We start from the raw sequence: 22,322 nt of genomic DNA, 5'->3' as shown, positions 1-22,322 counted from the left end.
GGCAGCGGTTGGCCGATGCTCTCCATCGTGGAGGCCAGTAACACTGACACACCGCAGATATTGGAAGGACACAAGTGGCTAACAACACTCGTGCTCGCCGTCAGGCCCGCCTCTCGCGGTCCCTCGGCATTGCTCTGACCCCCAAGGCCGCCAAGTACATGGAGCGCCGCCCGTACGGCCCCGGTGAGCATGGCCGTGCCCGCAAGAAGCAGGACTCCGACTACGCCGTACGCCTGCGCGAAAAGCAGCGCCTGCGCGCCCAGTACGGCATCCGCGAAGCACAGATGACCCGTGCCTTCGAAGAAGCCCGCCGCACCAAGGGCCTGACCGGTGAAAACCTCATCGAACTGCTCGAAATGCGCCTCGACGCCCTGGTCCTGCGTGCCGGCTTCGCCCGCACCATCGCCCAGGCCCGCCAGCTGGTTGTGCACCGCCACATCATGGTTGACGGCGTCCGCGTTGACCGTCCGTCGTTCCGCGTCGGCGAGGGCCAGCTGGTCCACGTCCACAGCCGCAGCGAAACCATGGTTCCGCTCCAGGTTGCCGCAGCCGGCGCCCACCGCGACGTCCTGCCTGCCGTTCCGGCCTACCTGGACGTCAAGCTGGAAGCCCTGCAGGCCCGCCTGGTCCGCCGCCCCAAGCGTTCCGAGATCCCGGTGACCTGCGAAGAGCAGCTCGTCGTCGAATTCTACGCACGCTAAATCCCAGCAGCGTACCCAAAGAAGCCCGTGGCAAGCGCCGCGGGCTTCTTTGTATGTAAGGTACTTGGGGGACATCTGCGCGGCGCCGCTTACGGGCGCCGGCAGGATGGAACCCAACCACGGAATTTCGAGGAGATGAACGTCTATGTCTGGTGGCGATATTGCCGGCCTGATCGCTGCCGGGGTGTTCGCGCTCCTGGTCCTGCTGCTTGCGGTCCCCATCCTGAAGCTGGGAAAAGTCTTCGATGAGGTGCGGACCACCATCAGGTCCCTGAGCGACGGCGCCACGCCCCTCATGGACGAGGTCACGGCCACCGTCTCCACCACCAACCAGCAGCTGAAGAAGGTGGACGGCATCTCGTCGAACGTCTCGGATGCCACGGCCAACATCTCCGCGCTGTCCTCGCTGGTCGCCGCAACGGTCGGCTCCCCGCTGATCAAGGTTGCCGCCTTCAGCTACGGCGTCCGCAGCGCCTTCGCCAACCGCCGGAAGCCCGCCGCCGGGCGCCGCAGCCGCTAGATCCGAAGAGAATAATCATGAAAAGAATTGTCTGGATGGGAATCGGCGTGGCCATCGGCGTCATTGCCTTCCGAAAAGTGAGCCAGGCCCAGGCCAGCCTGGGGCCGGAAGGCCTCAACCGCTCGGTGGGCCGGCTGGCCGACGGGGTCTACGACTTTGCCGACGCCGTCCGCGCAGGAATGCGGGAACGGGAAACCGACCTGAAGTCCGCCCTGGGCATCGAGTCCGCTGAAGTGGTCCGCCGCTAAGCCCGGGAGGGCATACCACCGGCAGCCAGCCAACAACCGGCAGGATCCCGTATCCGGGGTCAGGCCACCTGAACGAAATACCCGTGCCACCCCTCGGTGCGGACCAAGAAGGGTAAGAAAACAGCTCATGAAGTCGCAGGAGATCACAAAGCGCTGGGTGGACTTTTTTGTCAGCAAGGGCCACACCGCGGTTCCCTCCGCATCGCTGGTCTCCAGCGACCCCTCGCTGCTGTTCACGGTGGCCGGCATGGTCCCGTTCATTCCCTACCTCACCGCCCGCGAGGAAGCGCCCTACTCCCGCGCCACCAGCGTCCAGAAGTGCATCCGCACCGGCGACATCGAGGAAGTGGGCAAGACTGCACGGCACGGCACCTTCTTCCAGATGTGTGGCAACTTCTCCTTCGGCGACTACTTCAAGGAAGACGCCATCAAGTTCGCCTGGGAGCTGCTCACCACCAGCGTTGACGACGGCGGCTACGGACTTCCGCCCGAGAAGCTGTGGGTGACGGTCTACGAGGAGGACGACGAAGCCGAGGAACTGTGGCTGAAGAACACCGGCGTCCCCGCCGAACGCATCCAGCGCATGGGCAAGTCGGACAACTACTGGTCAACGGGCCAGCCCGGCCCGGCAGGACCCTGCTCCGAGATCTATTACGACCGCGGACCGGCCTACGGCATCGAAGGCGGACCGCTGGCTGACGAGACCCGCTACATCGAAATCTGGAACCTTGTGTTCATGCAGTACCAGATCGAGAACGTCCGCTCCAAGGTCGACTTCGACATCGTCGGTGAGCTGCCGAAGAAGAACATCGATACCGGCCTGGGCATGGAACGCCTCGCGATGATCCTGCAGGGCGTCGAGAACATGTACGAGACCGACCAGGTCCGCCCCGTGATCGACAAGGCCGCCGAACTCTCCGGCAAGGAGTACACCTCCGCGGAAACCGAGGAGGACCCGCACCACATCGACGACGTCCGCATGCGCGTGGTGGCGGACCACATCCGGTCGGCCCTCATGCTGATCTCCGACGGCGTCACACCGTCCAACGAGGGACGTGGCTACGTCCTGCGCCGCCTTATCCGCCGCGCCGTGCGTTCCATGCGCCTCCTCGGCGTCGAACAGGCCTGCCTGCCGGACCTGCTGCCCGCTTCACGCGACGCCATGAAGGGTGTCTACCCCGTGGTGGAAACCGATTTCGACCGGATCAGCCGTATCGCCTACGCCGAGGAGAAGGCGTTCCTGCGGACCATCGCCTCCGGCACCGCCCGGCTCGAGGACGCCGTCAAGGAGTCGAAGGCCGCCAACAAGCCCCTGTCCGGCGAGGATGCCTTCACCCTCCACGACACCTACGGTTTCCCGATCGACCTCACCCTTGAGATGGCCGAAGAAGCCGGCCTGAAGGTTGATGAGGCGGCATTCCGCAGCCTCATGCAGGAGCAGCGCCAGCGCGCCCAGGCCGACGCCAAGGGCAAGAAGGGCGGCCACGCCGACGTCAGCGTCTTCCAGGAAATCCTGGGCCAGGGCGAGACCGTCTTCACCGGGTACACCGAACTCGACGGCGAATCCCGCGTCCGGGGGCTGCTCAGCGCGGGCCGCCAGGTCCAGCAGGCATCCACCGGTGACGAGATCGAACTCGTCCTTGCCGAGACGCCGTTCTACGCCGAGGCCGGCGGCCAGGCCGCGGACACGGGCCTGATCACCGGTGACGGGTTCGTCGTCGAGGTCCTGGACGTCCAGCGCCCCGTGAAGGGACTGAGCGTACACAAGGCGATTGTCCGCGAAGGTGAAATCGGTGCCGACTCCCTGGTGCGCGCCGCCGTCGACCGTGAACGCCGCCATGCCGCCGAGCAGGCGCACACCGGCACGCACATCGTCCACGCCGCCCTGCACCAGATCCTTGGCCCGGAAGCTACCCAGCGCGGATCCTTCAACAAGGCCGGATACCTGCGCTTCGACTTTGCCTGGGGCGAGGGGCTGAGCACTGCCACGCGGTCCGAGATCGAAGAGGTTTCCAACCTTGCCATCCGCAACAACTACGCGGTGGAAACCAAGATCATGGGGCTGGCCGAGGCCAAGGCCATGGGCGCCATGGCGCTCTTCGGCGAGAACTACGGCAGCGAAGTGCGTGTCGTGGAGATCGACGGCGCCTGGTCCCGCGAGCTGTGCGGCGGCACCCACGTCGCCAACACCTCGCTGATCGGCAGCCTGTCCCTCCTGGGCGAACAGTCCGTAGGTTCAGGCAACCGGCGCGTGGAAGCCTTTGTTGGCATGGAGGCGTTCCGCCACCTTGCGGCCGAACGCGCACTGGTGACCGAGCTGACGGACCTCCTCAAGGTGCCGTCCGGCCAGCTCGCCGACCGGATTTCCGCAACCCTGGCCAAGCTCAAGGCCACGGAGAAGGAATTGGACCGGCTCCGCAAGGAACAGCTTGCAGCGTCGGCCGCGCAGCTGGTCAACACCGCCCGTGACGCCGGTGGAGTGCAGGTACTGGCGCACGACGCAGGCTCGGTCAGCGGCGCTGACGACCTCCGCGGCCTGGCCCTCGACCTCCGCAACCGCCTGGGGTCCGGTGCGGCAGCCGTGGCCGTCGCCGGCGTCGCCAATGACCGTCCCCTGATCCTGGTGGCCACCAACGAGGCAGCCAGGGAGGCAGGCGTGAAGGCCGGCGCCCTGGTCCGGGTCGCCGCGGGCGTCCTCGGCGGTGGCGGCGGTGGCAAGGACGACGTCGCCCAGGGCGGCGGAACCGACGCCGGAAAGGTCGGCGCTGCCCTGGCAGCCGTCGTCGACGCCATCTCAAGGCGATAACCCAACCATGACCAGTGCTGTTGCCGCCGGCGGCTACCCCCAGGGCGTAAAGCTGGGGGTGGACGTCGGCACCGTCCGCGTAGGCGTGGCCATCTGCGACCGCGATTCGATCCTGGCCACGCCCTACAAGACCCTCGACCGGAACGCCAGGAAGAATTCGGACGTACGCGTCATCGCCAAGCTCGCGGAGGAGCTGGAAGCCGTGCAGGTCATCGTCGGCCTGCCCAGGACCATGAAGGGCGAGGAACACGCGTCCGCCCGGATGGCCATGGACTACGCGCTGCTCCTTGCGGGAGAACTTGCCACGCGCGGCCTGGCGGTGCCGGTGAACCTCGTGGACGAACGCCTCAGCAGTGTCTCGGCCCACCGGAACCTGCACGAAGCTGGCATGAGCAGCAGGGACCACCGTAAAGTAGTTGATCAGGTCGCGGCGGCGGGAATTCTTCAGCACGCCATCGACATGCAGAAAGCCAGGGGAGCGGATGTCGGCTCACGCGTGACAGCGCCATCCCCGTCCGTGGACCTGGGGGCCGGTGGGGCGGACCAGCCCGTCCGCGCCATCCCCGAGGACACGAACCAATCTTCAGATAATGGAAGGCAACAGTGAGCCCTGCCAACATTGACGACACCTCCGGTCCGCTGGACCCCGGGGCCGGGAGGCCACTGACCCGCAAGGAACTGCGGGCCCGGGAGAAAAGCCTCAACACCGGAGGCCACGACGCCGTGCCCGAGCAGGCCTACGAAACCGGTGACGTCCCGCCGCCGCCCGCAGCGCCTCCGGCAGCCGCGGCGGCCGCGCCCACCTTTGCCCCGCATCCCGGTACGGGAGATGTCCCGGCAGCACCGCAAGCGCCACCGTCCATCCAGGACGACCAGACCGTGCACGCCACTTCCGACGAAGGTGCCGCCGGCACGCCGTCGCCCGTCGGGCACCCCGACGACGCCGCCCATCATGGGGAATCGACGCACCACGCTGACGTCCCGCACCACCAGGACGAGGTCCACTACGCCGACGCGCACCACGATGGCGTCCCCCACCAGGACGCCCACCTCCACCACGAGGAGGACGTGCACGGCCACTACGGGTATGAGTCGGCGGATTACCACCATGACACCCACCCGGAGCCCACGCACGTGGACCCGGTAGCCGGAATCCTCCCGGCAGGATCCGCTGAAGTGGTGAAGCGGCCGTCCAAGAAGGTCCGGCGCCGCCGCAGGCTGCTTGCCCTGTTCCTGACCCTTGCTGTCTTCGTGACTGCGGTCGCCGTGGGCGCCCAGTTCCTCAAACCCCTGCTGGGCGACGGCAAGCCCTCGGACTTTCCCGGTCCCGGAACCGGCGAGGTGCACGTGACGGTGGCCAGCGGCGAGGGGACGCGCTCTGTCGCCGCCGAGCTGGAAAACCAGCGCGTCGTAGCCAACGCGGACACCTTTATGCAGGCCTTCCATGCCTCAGGGGCCACCTTGTCGCCGGGCGACTACGTGTTCAAGAACGAAATGAAGAACGCGGATGCCGTTAACGTCCTGGCCGGCAAGGACAAGACCAAAGTCATCTACTTTGCCCTGAGTGCGGGCCTGCGGATCAGCGAGTCCCTGCAGGCGATCTCCGAGGGCTCCGGAACTTCCATGCAGCAACTGCAGGCGCTCAGCGACCAACCCGCCCAGTTCGGCCTGCCCGCCAACGCCAAGAACCTTGAAGGCTACCTGGCTCCCGGTGAGTACCGCTTCCCGCTGGGCACCCCTGCCAAGGACATCCTGCAGGCCTTGGTGAAGGCCACCACCGACGAACTGGTATCGCAGGGCATCACCGATCCGGCCAAGCAGTACGAGGCCGTCATTGTGGCAAGCATCGTCCAGGCCGAAGGCGGCCAGGCCGACTACGGTGACGTTGCCGGCGCCATCTACAACCGGCTCAAGCCCAACGACCAGACCGGCGGATTCCTCCAGGTTGACTCGGCCGTCACGTACGGCCTGGGCACCCGGAGCTTCAACTTCACCGATGAGCAACGGAAGGACAAGTCCAACCCGTACAACACCTACGCCAACCCTGGACTGCCGCCCGGGCCCATCGGCTCACCGGGCAAGACCGCCATCGACGCTGCCGCCCGGCCCAAGGCCAACGATTACCTGTACTGGGTGACCGTGAACCTGGACACCAAGGAGACCAAGTTCGCCAAGACGCTGGCCGAACATAACACCTACGTTGAGCAGTACAACGCGTGGTGCCAGGCCAACGCGGGCCGCTGCACATGAGCCTGCGGGCTGCCGTCCTTGGCCACCCGATCAGCCACTCGAAGTCCCCGGCGCTGCACCTCTCTGCCTACGGGCAGCTCGGGGCGGGCATCAGCTACACAGCCATCGACGTCACTGAGGCGCTGCTGCCCTCGTTCATGCGACAGATCCGGAACCAGCCGGGCTGGCGGGGCCTCTCGGTGACCATGCCTTTGAAGACGGCCATGCTGGGTGAGGTGGACGAAGTACGCGGAGTGGCGCGGACCCTCGGCGTGGTCAACACCGTCACGTTCGAGGAAACGGCGGGCAGCGTCAGGACCGTAGGCTCGAATACGGACGTCACAGGCATCGTCAATGCCCTGCGCCACGCTGGCACCAAGGCAGCGCCGTCCGCCGTCATCCTTGGCGGCGGCGGAACAGCGGCATCCGCCATCGCTGCCCTGCAGGACCTGGGTACCGGCGCCGTGCAGGTCTTTGTCCGTGATGCGTCGCGGACGGCGGACGTACGTTCCGCCGCTGACAGCCTGGGCGTGGCCCTCGAAGTCCTTCCGCTGGCCGCGGCCGCCCGCCCCACTGCGGAGGCCGACGTCGTCATTTCGACCCTGCCGCCCCGCGCGGCGGACGGACTCGCCGCGGAAATTGCGGCGTTGAAGACCAGGACCCCCGGCGTACTGCTGGACGTTGCCTACGATCCGTGGCCCAGCCTGATCGCCTCCGTCTGGCAGGCCGGCGGGGGCGCCGTAGTGCCCGGCCTGGAGATGCTGCTCTACCAGGCCGTGGAACAGGTGCGGCTCTTCACCCGGCACGGGGAAGACGTTAATGCAGCTGTCATAGATGTGATGTGTGACGCAGTCGGCCTTGCCCGGCGGGCGTTCTGACCGCCCTACGTGGCAGGATGGAAATTATGCGTTGGTTGACTGCCGGTGAATCCCATGGCCCGGCTCTGATGGGAATTATTGAAGGCGTCCCCGCCGGTGTGGAAATCACCAGCGGCCACATTGCAGACTCCCTGGCCCGCCGCCGGCTTGGCTATGGACGTGGCGCGCGGATGAAGTTCGAGCAGGACGCGGTCACTATCCTCGGCGGTGTCCGGCACGGCTTGACCCAGGGCGGTCCTGTTGCCATTCAGGTGGGGAACACCGAATGGCCCAAGTGGGAGCAGATCATGTCCGCCGACCCAGTGGACGCGGAACTCCTCGCCGACCAGGCGCGCAACGCGCCCCTGACGCGGCCTCGCCCGGGGCACGCAGATTTCACGGGGATGCAGAAGTACGGCTTCGACGAAGCCCGCCCCGTGCTGGAGCGCGCCAGCGCACGGGAGACCGCCACCCGTGTGGCGCTGGGGACCGTGGCGGCCCAGTTCCTCAAGCACCTCGGCATTGAGCTTGTCAGCCATACCGTGTCCATCGCCAGCGTGACGGTACCTGAAGGCCGCCCGCTCCCCGTGCCCGGTGACGTCATCGCCCTCGACACAGACCCCCTGCGCTGCTTCGACCGCGAAACTTCGGACGCCATGGTGGCCGAAGTGGATGCCGCGCACAAGGAAGGCGAAACCCTGGGTGGCGTGGTGGAGGTGCTGGCATACGGGCTCCCGCCCGGACTGGGCAGCTACGTGCACTGGGACCGCCGCCTCGACGCCAGGCTGGCCGCAGCCCTCATGGGCATCCAGGCCATTAAGGGGGTTGAGGTCGGCGACGGCTTCCTGACTGCTGCACGCCGTGGCTCCGCAGCCCACGACGAAATCGTCAGGGACGGCGACGGCCGCATCGTCCGCGCCAGCAACCGCGCCGGCGGCATCGAAGGCGGCATGAGCATCGGCGATGTCCTCCGCGTCCGCGCTGCCATGAAGCCCATCGCCACGGTCCCTCGCGCCCTGCGGACCATCGACGTCAGCACCGGCGAGCCGGCCAAGGCACACCACCAGCGCTCGGACGTCTGCGCAGTTCCGGCCGCCGGCGTGGTGGCCGAGGCCATGGTGGCCTTGGTCCTCGCGGAAGCAGTCATCGAAAAGTTCGGCGGTGACTCCGTGGCGGAAACCGCGCGCAACATCAAGGGTTACCTGGACAGCATCCCGGCATCCCTGGACTCGATCGGCCAGTAGTGCTCCACCGCAGCAGTCCCGGACCTTTCGGCGACCGGCCGATTGTGCTCATCGGCCCGATGGCGGTGGGCAAATCGGCCATCGGACAGCAGCTCGCCCAGCAGGTCGGCGCCCGGTTCATCGACACGGACGCGGTGATCGTTGCCGGCCACGGGTCCATCGCCGACATCTTCGCAGGACGCGGCGAACACGCGTTCCGGGAGATCGAGGCCAGGACCGTTGCCGACGCCGTGGAGGAAGCCGAAGGCACGCCCACGATCATCTCGCTGGGCGGCGGGGCGGTCCTTGACTCGGGGACGCAGCAACTGATTAGCCGCTGCACCGTTGTGTACCTGGAGTGCGACGCCGATACCGTGGCGGACCGGATAGCCCGGAACTCCGGCCGTCCCCTCCTCGCCGGCGATGCCATGGGCCGCTGGACGGCAATGTTCGCCACCCGCAGGCCGGTCTACGAGAGGCTGGCCGACATCACCCTGGACGTCCGCCACGGCTCAATACCTGAGCTCGGAGGACGGCTGGAAGCAGCACTGCGGAACCACGCAGCTGCCAAACAGGAAGTTGAAAAGTGAACACGCAATCAACAGTGATCAACGTCACCGGCGAAGGTGCCGGCAACAACTACGGCGTCGTCGTCGGGCGCGGCCTGCTTGGTGACCTTCCCGGGCTGCTCGGGGAGCGCGTCCGGCGGGTCCTGGTAATCCACCCCCGCGCCCTTCGCCTCACCGGAGACACCGTCCGGGACGAACTCGCCGCTGCCGGCTTCACCTCCCTCACTGCCGAAATCCCGGACGCGGAAGAAGGCAAGCACATCCAGGTGGCCGCTTTCTGCTGGCAGGTCCTCGGCCAGAACGATTTCACCCGTTCCGACGCCATTGTCGCCGTGGGCGGGGGAGCGGTGACCGACCTTGCCGGTTTCGTCGCCGCCACCTGGCTGCGCGGGGTCAAGGTCATCCACATGCCCACCAGCCTGCTGGGCATGGTGGACGCGTCCGTAGGCGGAAAGACCGGCATCAACACCGCCGAAGGCAAGAACCTGGTGGGTGCCTTCCACCCGCCCGCAGCCGTCCTGGCGGACCTGGACACCCTGGACACGCTGCCGAAGAACGAAATCATTTCCGGCCTGGCCGAGGTCATCAAGTGCGGCTTCATCGCCGATCCCGCCATCCTCGACCTGGTCGAAAAGGACCCGGCCGCCGTGGTGGACCCCCGATCCGAAGCGCTCCGCGAACTCATTGAACGGGCCATCGCAGTCAAGGCGAAGGTGGTCTCCGAGGACCTCAAGGAGTCCGGCCTGCGGGAGATCCTGAACTACGGCCACACGCTGGGCCACGCCATCGAACTGGTGGAACGCTATTCCTGGCGGCACGGGGCCGCCGTGTCCGTCGGCATGATGTTCGCCGCGGAACTCGCCCGCAGCGTCGGGCGGCTCAGCGATGCCGACGCCGACCGGCACCGCAGCATCCTTGACGGGCTTGGGCTTCCGGTCACCTACCGCCGGGACCGGTGGCAGGGCCTGCTCGACGGCATGCGCCGTGACAAGAAATCCCGGGGGGACCTGCTGCGCTTCGTCGTCCTGGACGGCGTCGCCAAGCCCGGAATCCTCGACGTCCCGGACACGTCGCTGCTCTTCGCCGCCTACCAGGAGATTGCTTCCTGATGCAGGGCGACATGAGTGGGACCGCTGACTGGCCCGAGGCCGGGTTCCCGGGGATCAGGATCAACCCGGATACCCTCCGCCCGCAGATCATCAACGAGGACGCGGTCAGGGAAGCCCTGGCCACCTCCACCGACCCTGCCGACCCGATCTTCGTGCTGCTGGTGGAGGGCCATGCCTCCGACGCCGCCGAACTGCTCGCCGAAGCACGGTTCAAGGATCCGGAATCATTCCGGCTGCGCCTTTTCGAGGCCGAAGTGCTGAGCGTCTCGCACCGAATGGACCGCGCCATCGAGCTGTTCCGCCAACTCGTAGCCGAGGTCCACGGGACACCCCGCGAAGCGCCTGCACTGCAATACCTGGGACGCACGCAATACGCGGCCGGACAGACCTCGGCAGCCGTTGAGTCCTTTTCCAAGGCCCTGGACCTCCGGGTGGCACAGTCGGCGGATGCGGCCCAGATTTACTCCTCCACCGTTGCCTTGCAGCGGGCCCGGGACGTCCTGGACCTGGCCTGCTGAGCCCCGTCCTGGAGCCGCGGAAAGGCTGCCGGGTATTTACCGGTACAATGGTTGTGGAATTTTTGCATCCACGCGATTTTTGACAAACACGTGCAGGCGGGCCGTTGCGGCGTGCCCGCCCGGTATACAGCATCTGACCACGCGGCCAGACAAAGAAACCAGAGGAAACCAGTGGCAACCACTAACGACATTAAGAACGGAACGGTCCTGAAGCTCGAGGGCCAGCTCTGGAACGTCATCGAATTCCAGCACGTCAAGCCCGGCAAGGGTGGCGCCTTTGTGCGGACCAAGATGCGCAACGTGATGTCCGGCAAGGTTGTTGACAAGACGTTCAACGCCGGGCTCAAGATCGAGACGGCCACCGTGGACCGCCGTGACTACCAGTACCTGTACCAGGACGGTGCGGATTTCGTGTTCATGGACACCTCCGACTACGACCAGATCACGGTTTCCGGCGCCACGGTCGGCGACGCCACCAACTTCATGCTCGAAAACCAGATGGTCAACATTGCCATCCATGACGGCAACCCCCTCTACATCGAACTGCCGCCGAGCGTCGTCCTCGAAATCACCTACACGGAGCCGGGCCTGCAGGGCGACCGTTCCTCCGCAGGCACCAAGCCCGCCACCCTGGAGACCGGCTACGAAATCCAGGTCCCGCTGTTCATCGAGAACAACACCAAGGTCAAGGTGGACACCCGCGACGGCAGCTACCTGGGCCGGGTTTCTGAGTAGTGAGCGCCCGCGGTAAAGCCCGCAGCAGGGCACTGGATGTTCTTTTCGAAGCGGAGCAGCGCTCTGTTTCAGCGTTCGACGTGCTTCGCGCACGCCGGGAAAAGACCGACCAGGTGGTCAACCCCTACACCCTGGAAATCGTTGAAGGCGTAGTCTCCCAGCAGGCGGCCATCGACGAGTTCCTGGAGACTTACTCGCAGGGCTGGACCCTGGAGCGCATGCCTTCCGTGGACCGCATCATCCTGCGCATCGGCACCTGGGAGCTCCTATACAACGACGACGTCCCTGACGGAGTGGCGGTCAGCGAGGCAGTTGCGCTGGCCAAGACGTTGTCCACCGACGAGTCTCCGCAGTTCATCAACGGACTGCTGGGCCGGCTGCAGCAGTTGAAGCCCTCACTGCTCGCCTGACCCGCAGGACAACGCACCTCACGCAGAAGGCCCCGCCACCGGCGGGGCCTTCTGCGTTTCCCGGTGACCGTCAGCCGGCCACCGCCGCGCGCAGGGAAAGGATGTGCTGGAGCTGCTGCCGCTCCTCGGCCTGGTGCAGCGGTACGTCGCGTCCGCTGAGGATGCGCTGCCGGGTGTTGGCCAGCTGGGTGGCTGCCTTCAGGAACTGCTTCATCTGTCGCTTCCGTCCCGACCTGGCAGCCCATGCCAGGGCTGTGCGCCGGCCACCCCGCGTAGCCAGCAACTGGACTTCGGTCGGGGTGAACCAGCCCGCGGCCGAGTACTCCAACAGGCGCTGGCGGGTCAGCCGTTTCTCGGCCACCCGCAGGAAGATGATGCCACCCACCGCGAGCAGGAAGATCGGTACCTGGACCACGATGTAGTCCAGCAGGAACCCCTGGCCCATGCTGTTCCATCTGTTGTGCAGGAACATGGCCGGCAGCAGTCCCACGAAGAATGCACCGATCGATGCGCCGGTATGCCACCGTCGGGCGGCGAAACCCATCACAAGTCCTGTGGTGCCGGTGAAGATCGCATGGGCAAACGGGGACATGACGCCGCGGAGGAAGAAGACCTGGGCCAGGCCGCTGGCAGGGGATGCGGACTCTGCAATGGCACGGCCGAAGTAGAGGATGTTTTCGGTGAACGCGAATCCGCCGGCGATGGTGAAGGCAAACACCACGCCGTCCACGGGGCCGTCGAATTGCCGGCGCGCCGCAAGGAGGAGGATCAGCAACCCAAGCGATTTGGCGAATTCCTCAACGATGGGCGCCTGCACGGTTGCCATGTAGGTCCGCAGGTCCGGTTCGCCCGTGAACTGGAACGCGAAGACGAAGAACGGCTGGATCAGGAGCGTCACGGCAACGGACACCGCCGCACCCCACGTGAAAGCGAAGAACAGCAGGCGCTTGGGCTCCGGCTCCCACCTGTCGATGATGTGGACGGCAGCCAGGACCACGGCCAGGGGGACCAGGGACGCCAGGAAGCCGATCAGGAAGCCTGCGGCGCCGGTGTTGGACAGCAGAAACGGCACCACCAGGAACAGGCTGAGGAAAGCCAGTATGCCGCCGGCCACCGAGAGCCCCACCAGGCCGCCGCGGGTTCGGGACGCCTGCAGCCCCGTTGCCTGGGCAGGGGCCATCACAGCCAGCGGCTGGCCCTGGTGGCCCGGGGCCGTCCGGTAATGCTCCGGGTGCACGTGGCCCATCCAGCTCGGATTGGCCTGCTGCGGGAGGGGGCCGGGAGCGCCGCGGTAGGGGTCGTCGGGAAGCCCGGAAGGAGGTTGCTGCGGGTACATCGCCATATCCGAAAGCCTAGGCGCGTACCTCCGCACCACAAAGGACCCCGGCATCGGGCCCCGGGAATGTGACCAGCGCCGCGTTCCCACGGCACCGGACCGGGATAGTCCGTGTGGTAATTTTGAACAGCAAACATTCCTTTTTTAATTCCGTCCTGTGAGGCGGGGAAAGGGGAGACGAGCGTTGACATCTGTCACCAGCGCACCGGTTCCAGCCAGGGTTGTCCTCAGCCAGGCGGACATTGACCGGGCCCTCACTCGTATCGCCCATGAGATCCTCGAAGCCAACAAGGGATCCCGGGACCTGGTCCTGTTGGGCATTCCCCGCCGCGGTTACCCGCTGGCCGTCAGGCTGGCCGAGAAAATCGCTGCCGCGGACAACACCGTTGATGCCGCCGCCATCGTGGGCCAGCTCGACGTCACCATGTTCCGGGACGACCTCTCCCACCAGGGCACCCGGCCGCCGTACCCCACCAGGCTGCCCCGGACCGGCATCGACAACAAAGTCGTGGTGCTCATCGACGACGTCCTTTACTCAGGCCGTACCATCCGCGCCGCCCTGGACGCCCTCGTTGACCTCGGCCGCCCCCGCATCGTCCGGCTCGCCGTCCTGATCGACCGCGGCCACCGCGAACTCCCCATCCGAGCAGACCATGTTGGCAAGAACCTGCCCACCTCCTCCGCCGAAAAGGTCCGGGTCCGGCTGGAGGAGACGGACACCTCCGACGCCGGAGCGCCGGTCAACGAAGTCGTGATCGAGGGCGGCGCATGAAACACCTCCTGTCCACCGGGGACCTCAGCCTCTCGAACGCCATCCGCATCCTTGACACTGCCGAGGAAATGTCGGCCGTGGGGGAGCGGGAAGTGAAGAAACTTCCGGCGCTGCGCGGCCGCACCGTGGTCAACCTCTTCTTCGAGGATTCCACCCGCACCCGCATTTCCTTCGAAGCCGCGGCCAAGCGGCTCTCCGCCGACGTCATCAACTTCGCCGCCAAGGGATCCTCTGTCTCCAAGGGAGAGTCGCTCAAGGACACGGCCCAGACCCTGTCCGCCATGGGGGCTGACGCCGTCGTCATCCGTCACTGGGCCTCCGGGGCGCCCCACCGCCTGGCCGCCACGGACTGGATCGACGCAGCCGTGATCAACGCCGGTGACGGCACCCATGAGCACCCCACCCAGGCCCTCCTGGACGCGTTCACCATGCGCCGGCACTGGGCCCGCCTGGCCGGCACGGGCTCCGAAGGAACGGACCTCAAAGGCATGCGGGTAGCCATCGCCGGTGACGTCCTGCACTCCCGGGTGGCCCGCTCCAATGTCTGGCTGCTCCAGACCCTGGGCGCGGAAGTCACGCTGGTGGCCCCGCCCACCCTGCTGCCGGTGGGCGTCGACAAGTGGCCCTGCAGCGTCAGCTACGACCTGGACCAAACCCTCGCAAACGGCGTGGACGCCGTCATGATGCTCCGCGTCCAGGGCGAACGCATGAACGCGTCATTCTTCCCAAGCACCCGCGAATACTCCCGCCGCTGGGGCTTCGACGACAACCGGCTCCGGGCCCTCGATGACCTGGGCATGACGGACACCATCATCATGCACCCGGGACCCATGAACCGCGGCCTGGAGATCAGCGCCGCCGCCGCGGACTCACCCCGCTCCACGGTCCTGGCCCAGGTCCGCAACGGCGTGTCCGTGCGGATGGCCGCACTGTACCTGCTGCTCTCCGGGGACACCCGGGAACCAGCAGCAACCCGGGCACCGGCCTACGCCGCGGCCCCGTTCACCAAGGAGAGCAACTGATGGCAGGCAACACCGGAACGTACCTCATCCAGGGCGCCGCCATCCTGGGCGGCGACCCCACCGACCTGCTGGTCCGCGACGGCATCATCGCCGAGATCGGCCACGGCCTGTCCGCTGACGGCGCCACCGTCATCGACGCCGCCGGCCTGGTGGCACTCCCCGGCATGGTGGACGTCCACACGCACCTCCGCGAACCCGGCCGTGAAGATGCCGAAACCGTGGAAACCGGAACGCGTGCCGCGGCGCTGGGCGGTTACACCGCGGTCCACGCGATGGCCAACAGCACGCCCGTCGCCGACACCGCGGGCGTCGTGGAACAGGTCTACACGCTGGGCCGCGCCGCCGGATGGGTGGACGTCCGCCCGGTGGGCGCCGTCACCGTTGGCCTGGCGGGGGAGCAGCTCGCCGAGCTGGGCGCCATGGCCGATTCCCGAGCCCGGGTGCGCATGTTCTCCGACGACGGCATTTGCGTCCACGACCCCGTGTTGATGCGCCGGGCGCTGGAGTACGTCAAGGCGTTCGACGGCGTGGTGGCCCAGCATGCCCAGGAACCGCGGCTTACCGCCGGTGCCCAGATGAACGAGGGCGACGTCTCGGCCGTCCTGGGCCTCACCGGCTGGCCCGCCGTGGCCGAGGAAAGCATCATTGCCCGTGATGTCCTCCTCGCCCAGCACGTCGGCTCGCGCCTGCACGTCTGCCACGTATCCACGGCAGGTTCGGTGGAGATCATCCGCTGGGCCAAGGAACGCGGCATCGACGTCACGGCAGAGGTCACCCCGCACCACCTGCTGCTGACCGACGACCTGGTCCGCAGCTACGACCCCGTCTTCAAGGTCAACCCGCCGCTGCGCACCGACGCCGACGTCCAGGCATTGCGCGCCGGCCTGGCAGACGGCACGATCGACGTTGTGGGTACCGACCACGCACCGCACCCCAGCGAGCACAAGGAATGCGAGTGGGCGCAGGCCGCCATGGGCATGACCGGACTGGAAACGGCCCTGTCGGTGGTCCAGCACGCCGTGATCGAGACCGGCCTGATGACGTGGGCGGACTTCGCCCGGGTCACCTCCACCGCGGCCGCGAAGATCGGGCGGCTGGCCGACCAGGGCCGGCCCATCGAAGCCGGGGAACCCGCCAACCTCATCCTGGTGGATCCGGCCGCGCGCTGGACGGTGGACCCCTTCAAGATGGCCACCATGGGCCGCAACTCGCCCTTCAAGGGAAGGGAACTCCCGGGCAAGGTGGTGGCAACCTTCTTCAGGGGCCACCCGACGGTCCTCGGCGGTGCCCTCAACACGCCCCACCCGGACGCCGCCGCAACCTCGGCAGGGGCTGCCTGATGGACAAGATCCTTCCCGGCCTTGCCATGCTGGCGGTGGTCGCCGTCGTGTTTGTCCTCCTCGCAATGGGGTGGCGCAACCGCCTGAAGCGCCAGTCCGACGTCGCACAACTGCCCCCGGTGCCCGCCGCCCCGGGCGAGCCCACCGCCGCCGCCGACGGGCAGTACGTGGCCACCACAACGGCCGGTGACTGGCTTGACCGGATCGCGGTGCACGGGCTGGGCATCCGCACCAACTCCACCCTTGAGGTGTACCCGCACGGCGTCCTGTACGGGCGGTCCGGAGCACCCGCGCTGTACATCCCCGCAGCCTCCCTCACTGAAGTCCGCCAGGACAGCGGCATGGCAGGGAAGTTCGTGGAGAAGGACGGCCTCCTGGTGCTCGGATGGACGCACGGCACGCATGAACTGGATACCGGCTTCCGAACCCGCCGCGCCGCGGACAAGGACGCGCTGTACCAGGCCCTTCAGGATTTGATTTCGTCAGCCCCAGCGGCTGGTGCCACCAGTGGAAAGTAAGACAGTGAAAGCGAATACATTGACAGCAACCACCTCCGCTCCGGCAGCCCTGGTCCTCGAAGACGGACGCATTTTCCGCGGCACCAGCTACGGTGCCACCGGCACTGCCCTGGGCGAGGCCGTCTTCGCCACCGGCATGACCGGTTACCAGGAAACCATCACCGATCCGTCGTACGCCCGCCAGCTGGTGGTGCAGACGGCCCCGCACATCGGCAACACCGGCGTGAATGATGACGACGCCGAATCCCGGCGCATCTGGGTGGCCGGCTACATCGTCCGCGATGCCGCGCGCCGCCCCTCCAACTGGCGTTCCGAGCGGTCGCTGGATGAGGAGCTGGTGGCCCAGGGCATCGTCGGCATCCAGGGTGTGGACACCCGCGCCATCACCCGGCACCTGCGTGAGCATAAGACCATGCGGGCCGGCATCTTCTCCGGCGAGTCGGCGCAGGGCACCGACAAGGAACTGCTTGACGCCGTCCTGGCCAGCGCCCCCATGGAGGGTTCGCGCCTGGCCGAGGAAGTCAGCGTCGACGAAGCCTACGTGGTGGAACCCAAGGACCACGGGTGGGAGGGCGAACCCCGCTTCAGCATTGCGGCGATCGACCTCGGCATCAAGGCCATGACGCCGGTCCGGTTCGCCGAGCGCGGCGTCCGCGTCCACGTACTGCCTGCCACCGCCACCCTCGAGGACGTCAAGGCCGTCAACCCGGACGGCTTCTTCATGTCCAACGGCCCGGGCGACCCCGCCACCGCCGACGCCCAGGTCAAGCTCCTGCGCTCCGTCCTGGATGAGAAGCTGCCCTACTTTGGCATCTGCTTCGGCAACCAGATCCTGGGCCGGGCCCTGGGCTTCGGTACCTACAAGCTCCGCTACGGCCACCGCGGCATCAACCAGCCCGTGATGGACCGCCGCACCGGCAAGGTGGAAATCACCTCCCAGAACCACGGTTTCGCCGTGGACGCACCGCTCGACGGAGCCACCCAGGCTCCGGAGGCACGCTACGGCCGGGTGGAAGTCAGCCACATCAGCCTGAACGACGACGTCGTGGAAGGCCTCGCCTGCCTGGACATCCCGGCTTTCTCCGTCCAGTACCACCCCGAGGCTGCTGCCGGCCCGCACGACGCCGCGTATCTTTTCGACCGGTTCATCGACCTCATGGGCGACGCCAAAAACGCTGACACCAAGACCGCCACCGACAACAAGACTGAGGACAAGAAGTAATGCCGAAACGTACAGATCTCAAAAGCGTCCTCGTCATTGGTTCCGGCCCGATCGTCATCGGCCAGGCCGCCGAGTTCGACTACTCCGGCACCCAGGCACTGCGGGTCCTCAAGGAGGAAGGCCTCCGCGTCATCCTCGTGAACTCCAACCCGGCCACCATCATGACCGACCCCGAGTTCGCCGACGCCACCTACGTTGAGCCCATCACCCCCGAGGTGGTGGAGAAGATCATCGCCAAGGAACGTCCCGACGCCGTGCTGCCCACGCTGGGTGGACAGACCGCGCTGAACACCGCCATCGCCCTGGACAAGAACGGTGTGCTGGAGAAGTACAACGTGGAGCTGATCGGTGCCAACATCGCCGCGATCGAGCTCGGCGAGGACCGCGAGAAGTTCAAGGGCGTCGTTGAGCGCTGCGGCGCCGAATCCGCCCGCAGCCACATCATCCACACCATGGATGAGGCGTTCGCGGCAGCACAGGACCTGGGCTACCCGATGGTGGTCCGCCCGTCCTTCACCATGGGCGGCCTGGGCTCCGGCCTGGCCTACAACGAGGATGACCTGCGCCGCATCGTCGGCCAGGGCCTGCAGTACAGCCCCACCAGCGAGGTCCTGCTCGAAGAGAGCATCCTGGGCTGGAAGGAATACGAGCTCGAAATGATGCGGGACAAGAACGACAACGTAGTTGTCGTCTGCTCCATCGAGAACTTCGATCCCGTCGGCGTGCACACCGGCGACTCCATCACCGTGGCTCCTGCGCTGACCCTCACCGACCGTGAGTACCAGAAGCTGCGCGACGTAGCCATCGCCGTCATCCGCGAAGTGGGCGTTGACACCGGCGGCTGCAACATCCAGTTCGCCATCGACCCCGCCACCGGCCGCGTGGTGGTCATCGAAATGAACCCCCGCGTCTCCCGCTCGTCGGCACTGGCGTCAAAGGCCACCGGCTTCGCCATCGCCAAGATCGCCACCAAGCTCTCCCTTGGCTACACCCTGGATGAGATCCCCAACGACATCACCCAGAAGACCCCCGCGTCGTTCGAACCCACCCTTGACTACGTGGTGGTCAAGGTTCCGCGGTTCGCCTTCGAGAAGTTCCCGGCCGCGGACAACACACTGACCACCACCATGAAGTCCGTGGGCGAAGCCATGGCCATGGGCCGCAACTTCACCGAGGCCCTGCAGAAGGCCCTCCGCTCCCTCGAGCAGAAGGGCTCGCAGCTGGACTTCAGCTCCGTCCCCGAATACGAAGTGGCAGAGCTCATCGAGAAGGCCAAGCGTCCCACCACCGAACGCCTGCACCAGGTCCAGCGCGCCCTCCTGGGCGGCGCCACCGTCGAACAGCTTTTCGAAGCCACCAAGATCGACCCCTGGTTCCTGGACCAGCTGCAGCTGCTCAACGAGATCTCGCACGAGATCCGCCAGGCCGGAGCCCTCACCAAGGAGATGCTGCAGCGCGCCAAGCGCCACGGCTTCTCCGATGAGCAGATCGGTGCCCTGACGCACAACTCCGAGGCAGTGGTCCGCGGCGTCCGGCAGGCCCTGGGCATCCGCCCCGTTTACAAGACCGTTGACACCTGCGCCGCAGAGTTCGCCGCCTACACCCCGTACCACTATTCGGCCTACGACGAGGAGGACGAGGTTGCGCTGCACTCCAAGCCGTCCATCCTGATCCTCGGTTCCGGCCCCAACCGCATCGGCCAGGGCATCGAGTTCGACTACTCCTGCGTCCACGCCTCCATGGCGCTGCGCAAGGCCGGCTACGAGACCGTCATGGTCAACTGCAACCCGGAAACCGTCTCAACCGACTACGACGTCTCCACCCGCCTGTACTTCGAGCCGCTCACGCTCGAGGACGTGCTGGAGGTCATCGCGGCAGAGGAACGCACCGGCGGCGTCATGGGCGTCTTCGTCCAGCTCGGCGGCCAGACCCCGCTGAAGCTGGCGCAGCAGCTGGCCGACGCCGGCGTGCCGATCCTGGGCACTTCACCGGAGGCCATCGACCTCGCGGAGCACCGTGGCGCCTTCTCCCGCGTGCTGGACAAGGCCGGCCTGGTGTCGCCCAAGAACGGCACCGCCGTCTCCTTCGAGGACGCCAAGACCATCGCGGACGAGATCGGCTACCCGGTCCTGGTCCGCCCGTCCTACGTGCTGGGCGGCCGCGGCATGGAAATCGTCTACGACGAGCCCAACCTTTCCCGTTACATCGCCAACGCCACCGAGATCACCCCGGACCACCCGGTGCTGATCGACCGGTTCCTGGAAGACGCCGTCGAGATTGACGTCGACGCCCTCTTCGACGGCACCGACATGTACCTGGGCGGCATCATGGAGCACATCGAGGAAGCCGGCATCCACTCCGGCGACTCCGCCTGTGTCCTGCCTCCGATCACTTTGGGGGGCAACGTCATCGAGCGCGTCCGCGTAGCCACCCGCGCCATCGCCGAAGGCGTGGGCGTCCGGGGCCTGATCAACATCCAGTTCGCGCTGGCCTCCGACGTGCTGTACGTCCTGGAAGCCAACCCCCGCGCCTCGCGCACCGTGCCGTTCGTGTCCAAGGCCACGGGCGTCCAGATGGCCAAGGCCGCGGCCCTGATCGGCACAGGCGTCACCATCAACCAGCTCCGCAGCGCCTACAAGATGCTGCCGGAGTCCGGCGACGGTTCAACCCTGCCCCTGGACGCGCCCGTGGCCGTCAAGGAAGCGGTGCTCCCGTTCAGCCGGTTCCGCACCCTCGAAGGCAAGGTGGTGGACTCCCTGCTCGGACCCGAAATGCGCTCCACCGGCGAGGTCATGGGCATCGACAAGCACTTCGACACCGCCTTCGCCAAGAGCCAGGCGGGGGCCAACAACGCCCTGCCCACCGAGGGCAAGGTCTTTGTCTCCGTGGCCAACCGGGACAAGCGCTCGGTGATCATGGCGGTCAAGCGGCTCTCGGACCTTGGCTTCGAGATCGTCTCCACCGGCGGCACCGCCGACGTGCTCCGCCGCAACGGCATCCAGGCCACTCCGGTCCGCAAGGTCGCCGAGGGCAGCAGCGCCGAAGGGGAGGGGACCATCGCCGACCTGATCGTGGCGGGGGAGATCGACATGGTCTTCAACACCCCCTCCGGTGGCGAAGCGCGCAGCGACGGCTACGAGATCCGTGCCGCGGCAACCTCCATTGGCATCCCGTGCATCACCACCGTGGCCGAATTCAACGCCGCGGTACAGGCCATCGAAGCCATGCGCACCTACCAGTGGTCCGTTACCAGCCTGCAGGAGCACGCGGCAGCCCTCGCGGAATCGCAGAAGGCGGCCCTGCAGCATGCCTGAGCAGGTATCGGGCACCAACCCGGTGCCAGGCGCCGGCCGGGAGTCCTTCGGCTCCCGGCTCGGCGCGGCCATGGCCGCCCGCGGCCCGCTCTGCGTCGGCATCGACCCACACCCCTCCCTGCTGAAGGCCTGGGGGCTGGACGACGACGCCGCCGGACTGCGTCGGTTCTCGCTGACGGCTTTGGAGGCGGTGGCTTCGCTCGCTGCCGCGGTCAAGCCGCAGGTGGCCCTCTACGAACGCCACGGATCCGCCGGCCTTGCCGTCCTGGAAGAGGTCCTGGCTGAAGCCCGCAACCAGTCGGTACTCACCATCGCCGACGCCAAGCGCGGCGACATCGGATCCACCATGGCCGCCTATGCGGACGCGTGGCTGCGCGACGGCTCACCGCTCGCGGCGGACTCCGTCACGCTGAGCCCCTACCTCGGCTTCGAGTCCCTTCGCCCCGCGCTGGACCTCGCGGCGGAAACCGGGCGGGGCGTATTCGTGCTGGCACTGACGTCCAACCCCGAGGGCGCTTCCGTCCAGCACGTGGGCGGAAAGGATTCCGTGGCGCGCAGGATCACGGAGTCCGCGGCCGCGGAGAACTCCCGGTATCCCGGAAGCTTCGGTTCCGTTGGCCTGGTGGTCGGCGCTACGGTCGGCGGCGCCCTGGAAGACCTGGGACTGGACCTTGCTGCGGTCCGCGGCCCCATCCTGGCGCCTGGCCTCGGGGCCCAGGGGGCAACACCGGCTGACCTGCGGGCCACCTTCGGCGCTGCCTACCCGCTGGTCCTGGGAACGTCCAGCCGCGACATCCTGGCGGCGGGACCGGAAACCCGGGGCCTGCGCGAGGCCGCGCTGCGGACGCTGGACGGACTGCGGGGCGAATAGGC

At 67.0% G+C, this 22,322-nt stretch carries 21 protein-coding genes; 20 read left to right on the top strand and 1 reads right to left on the bottom strand.

Features of this window, described 5'->3' with window-relative positions:
* Positions 1–74 precede the first annotated feature (74 nt).
* The 13 genes from rpsD (at position 75) to nusB (ending at position 11,925) form a co-directional block, all read left to right on the top strand.
* The gene (rpsD, locus tag AC1DIP_RS08130) at positions 75–701 is read left to right on the top strand and encodes a 30S ribosomal protein S4 (protein WP_009357431.1); all 627 of its coding nucleotides are present in this window, start codon (positions 75–77) and stop codon (positions 699–701) included.
* Between the two features lie 145 nt (positions 702–846).
* Positions 847–1,221: a DUF948 domain-containing protein gene (locus AC1DIP_RS08125; protein WP_476211254.1), complete on the top strand. Its 375-nt coding sequence runs from the start codon at positions 847–849 to the stop codon at positions 1,219–1,221.
* Positions 1,222–1,238: 17 nt separating this feature from the next.
* Positions 1,239–1,469: a DUF6167 family protein gene (locus tag AC1DIP_RS08120; RefSeq protein ID WP_476211252.1), complete on the top strand. Its 231-nt coding sequence runs from the start codon at positions 1,239–1,241 to the stop codon at positions 1,467–1,469.
* Between the two features lie 127 nt (positions 1,470–1,596).
* Positions 1,597–4,275: an alanine--tRNA ligase gene (alaS, locus tag AC1DIP_RS08115; protein WP_476211250.1), complete on the top strand. Its 2,679-nt coding sequence runs from the start codon at positions 1,597–1,599 to the stop codon at positions 4,273–4,275.
* A 7-nt stretch (positions 4,276–4,282) separates the two neighbouring features.
* Entirely contained in the window at positions 4,283–4,882 is a 600-nt protein-coding gene (gene ruvX, locus AC1DIP_RS08110) for a Holliday junction resolvase RuvX (RefSeq protein WP_477733437.1), read from the top strand.
* Entirely contained in the window at positions 4,879–6,525 is a 1,647-nt protein-coding gene (mltG, locus tag AC1DIP_RS08105; RefSeq protein ID WP_477733436.1) for an endolytic transglycosylase MltG, read from the top strand. The genes ruvX and mltG overlap by 4 nt, the downstream gene beginning before the upstream one ends.
* Positions 6,522–7,382 (top strand): shikimate dehydrogenase, encoded by an 861-nt coding sequence (locus tag AC1DIP_RS08100; RefSeq protein WP_476211244.1) that lies wholly within the window; start codon positions 6,522–6,524, stop codon positions 7,380–7,382. The genes mltG and AC1DIP_RS08100 overlap by 4 nt, the downstream gene beginning before the upstream one ends.
* Before the next feature lie 23 nt (positions 7,383–7,405).
* Complete coding sequence (gene aroC / locus AC1DIP_RS08095; protein ID WP_476211891.1) at positions 7,406–8,605, top strand: chorismate synthase; 1,200 nt, start codon at positions 7,406–7,408, stop codon at positions 8,603–8,605.
* Complete coding sequence (locus tag AC1DIP_RS08090; RefSeq protein ID WP_476211243.1) at positions 8,605–9,174, top strand: shikimate kinase; 570 nt, start codon at positions 8,605–8,607, stop codon at positions 9,172–9,174. Before aroC ends, AC1DIP_RS08090 begins: the two co-directional genes overlap by 1 nt.
* Positions 9,171–10,262: a 3-dehydroquinate synthase gene (aroB, locus tag AC1DIP_RS08085; RefSeq protein WP_477733435.1), complete on the top strand. Its 1,092-nt coding sequence runs from the start codon at positions 9,171–9,173 to the stop codon at positions 10,260–10,262. The genes AC1DIP_RS08090 and aroB overlap by 4 nt, the downstream gene beginning before the upstream one ends.
* Positions 10,262–10,780 carry a tetratricopeptide repeat protein gene (locus AC1DIP_RS08080; RefSeq protein WP_477733434.1) on the top strand — a complete coding sequence of 173 codons (519 nt, stop codon included), beginning with the start codon at positions 10,262–10,264 and terminating at the stop codon, positions 10,778–10,780. The genes aroB and AC1DIP_RS08080 overlap by 1 nt, the downstream gene beginning before the upstream one ends.
* A 171-nt stretch (positions 10,781–10,951) precedes the next feature.
* A complete protein-coding gene (efp, locus tag AC1DIP_RS08075) occupies positions 10,952–11,515 on the top strand; it encodes an elongation factor P (protein WP_141160347.1) in 564 nt (187 codons plus the stop codon).
* Positions 11,515–11,925, top strand: a complete 411-nt coding sequence (gene nusB, locus AC1DIP_RS08070; RefSeq protein WP_141160348.1) for a transcription antitermination factor NusB — start codon at positions 11,515–11,517, stop codon at positions 11,923–11,925. Before efp ends, nusB begins: the two co-directional genes overlap by 1 nt.
* A 70-nt stretch (positions 11,926–11,995) precedes the next feature.
* Here nusB and AC1DIP_RS08065 read toward each other — a convergent pair whose 3' ends face one another.
* Positions 11,996–13,267 (bottom strand): PrsW family glutamic-type intramembrane protease, encoded by a 1,272-nt coding sequence (locus AC1DIP_RS08065; RefSeq protein ID WP_476211237.1) that lies wholly within the window; start codon positions 13,265–13,267, stop codon positions 11,996–11,998.
* 178 nt (positions 13,268–13,445) lie between these two features.
* Between AC1DIP_RS08065 and pyrR the strand changes: the two genes are divergently transcribed.
* Genes pyrR through pyrF form a run of 7 tightly spaced genes read left to right on the top strand, consistent with a single transcriptional unit; the run spans position 13,446 to position 22,320 of the window.
* Positions 13,446–14,033: a bifunctional pyr operon transcriptional regulator/uracil phosphoribosyltransferase PyrR gene (gene pyrR, locus AC1DIP_RS08060; RefSeq protein ID WP_141160350.1), complete on the top strand. Its 588-nt coding sequence runs from the start codon at positions 13,446–13,448 to the stop codon at positions 14,031–14,033.
* Positions 14,030–15,055: an aspartate carbamoyltransferase catalytic subunit gene (locus AC1DIP_RS08055; protein ID WP_476211235.1), complete on the top strand. Its 1,026-nt coding sequence runs from the start codon at positions 14,030–14,032 to the stop codon at positions 15,053–15,055. The genes pyrR and AC1DIP_RS08055 overlap by 4 nt, the downstream gene beginning before the upstream one ends.
* A complete protein-coding gene (locus AC1DIP_RS08050; RefSeq protein WP_477733433.1) occupies positions 15,055–16,395 on the top strand; it encodes a dihydroorotase in 1,341 nt (446 codons plus the stop codon). The genes AC1DIP_RS08055 and AC1DIP_RS08050 overlap by 1 nt, the downstream gene beginning before the upstream one ends.
* On the top strand, positions 16,395–16,913 hold the full coding sequence (locus tag AC1DIP_RS08045) for a PH-like domain-containing protein (RefSeq protein ID WP_476211232.1): 519 nt from the start codon (positions 16,395–16,397) through the stop codon (positions 16,911–16,913). Before AC1DIP_RS08050 ends, AC1DIP_RS08045 begins: the two co-directional genes overlap by 1 nt.
* Entirely contained in the window at positions 16,894–18,135 is a 1,242-nt protein-coding gene (carA, locus tag AC1DIP_RS08040; RefSeq protein ID WP_476211230.1) for a glutamine-hydrolyzing carbamoyl-phosphate synthase small subunit, read from the top strand. The genes AC1DIP_RS08045 and carA overlap by 20 nt, the downstream gene beginning before the upstream one ends.
* Positions 18,135–21,449, top strand: a complete 3,315-nt coding sequence (gene carB, locus AC1DIP_RS08035) for a carbamoyl-phosphate synthase large subunit (RefSeq protein WP_476211228.1) — start codon at positions 18,135–18,137, stop codon at positions 21,447–21,449. Before carA ends, carB begins: the two co-directional genes overlap by 1 nt.
* Positions 21,442–22,320 carry an orotidine-5'-phosphate decarboxylase gene (gene pyrF / locus AC1DIP_RS08030; protein WP_477733432.1) on the top strand — a complete coding sequence of 293 codons (879 nt, stop codon included), beginning with the start codon at positions 21,442–21,444 and terminating at the stop codon, positions 22,318–22,320. Before carB ends, pyrF begins: the two co-directional genes overlap by 8 nt.
* Positions 22,321–22,322 lie beyond the last annotated feature (2 nt).

The sequence above is a fragment of the Pseudarthrobacter sp. 05T312 genome, from assembly GCF_056396685.1.
This window is presented reverse-complemented; position numbering and strand designations above follow the sequence as displayed.

Bases quoted from the DNA above. Each gene is read 5' to 3' on its own strand.
- alaS (WP_476211250.1), top strand. From the start codon at position 1,597: ATGAAGTCGCAGGAGATCACAAAGCGCTGGGTGGACTTTTTTGTCAGC.
- AC1DIP_RS08100 (WP_476211244.1), top strand. From the start codon at position 6,522: ATGAGCCTGCGGGCTGCCGTCCTTGGCCACCCGATCAGCCACTCGAAG.
- AC1DIP_RS08125 (WP_476211254.1), top strand. From the start codon at position 847: ATGTCTGGTGGCGATATTGCCGGCCTGATCGCTGCCGGGGTGTTCGCG.
- pyrF (WP_477733432.1), top strand. From the start codon at position 21,442: ATGCCTGAGCAGGTATCGGGCACCAACCCGGTGCCAGGCGCCGGCCGG.
- AC1DIP_RS08080 (WP_477733434.1), top strand. From the start codon at position 10,262: ATGCAGGGCGACATGAGTGGGACCGCTGACTGGCCCGAGGCCGGGTTC.
- carB (WP_476211228.1), top strand. From the start codon at position 18,135: ATGCCGAAACGTACAGATCTCAAAAGCGTCCTCGTCATTGGTTCCGGC.
- AC1DIP_RS08120 (WP_476211252.1), top strand. From the start codon at position 1,239: ATGAAAAGAATTGTCTGGATGGGAATCGGCGTGGCCATCGGCGTCATT.
- ruvX (WP_477733437.1), top strand. From the start codon at position 4,283: ATGACCAGTGCTGTTGCCGCCGGCGGCTACCCCCAGGGCGTAAAGCTG.
- AC1DIP_RS08065 (WP_476211237.1), bottom strand. From the start codon at position 13,267: ATGGCGATGTACCCGCAGCAACCTCCTTCCGGGCTTCCCGACGACCCC.
- AC1DIP_RS08055 (WP_476211235.1), top strand. From the start codon at position 14,030: ATGAAACACCTCCTGTCCACCGGGGACCTCAGCCTCTCGAACGCCATC.
- AC1DIP_RS08045 (WP_476211232.1), top strand. From the start codon at position 16,395: ATGGACAAGATCCTTCCCGGCCTTGCCATGCTGGCGGTGGTCGCCGTC.
- AC1DIP_RS08050 (WP_477733433.1), top strand. From the start codon at position 15,055: ATGGCAGGCAACACCGGAACGTACCTCATCCAGGGCGCCGCCATCCTG.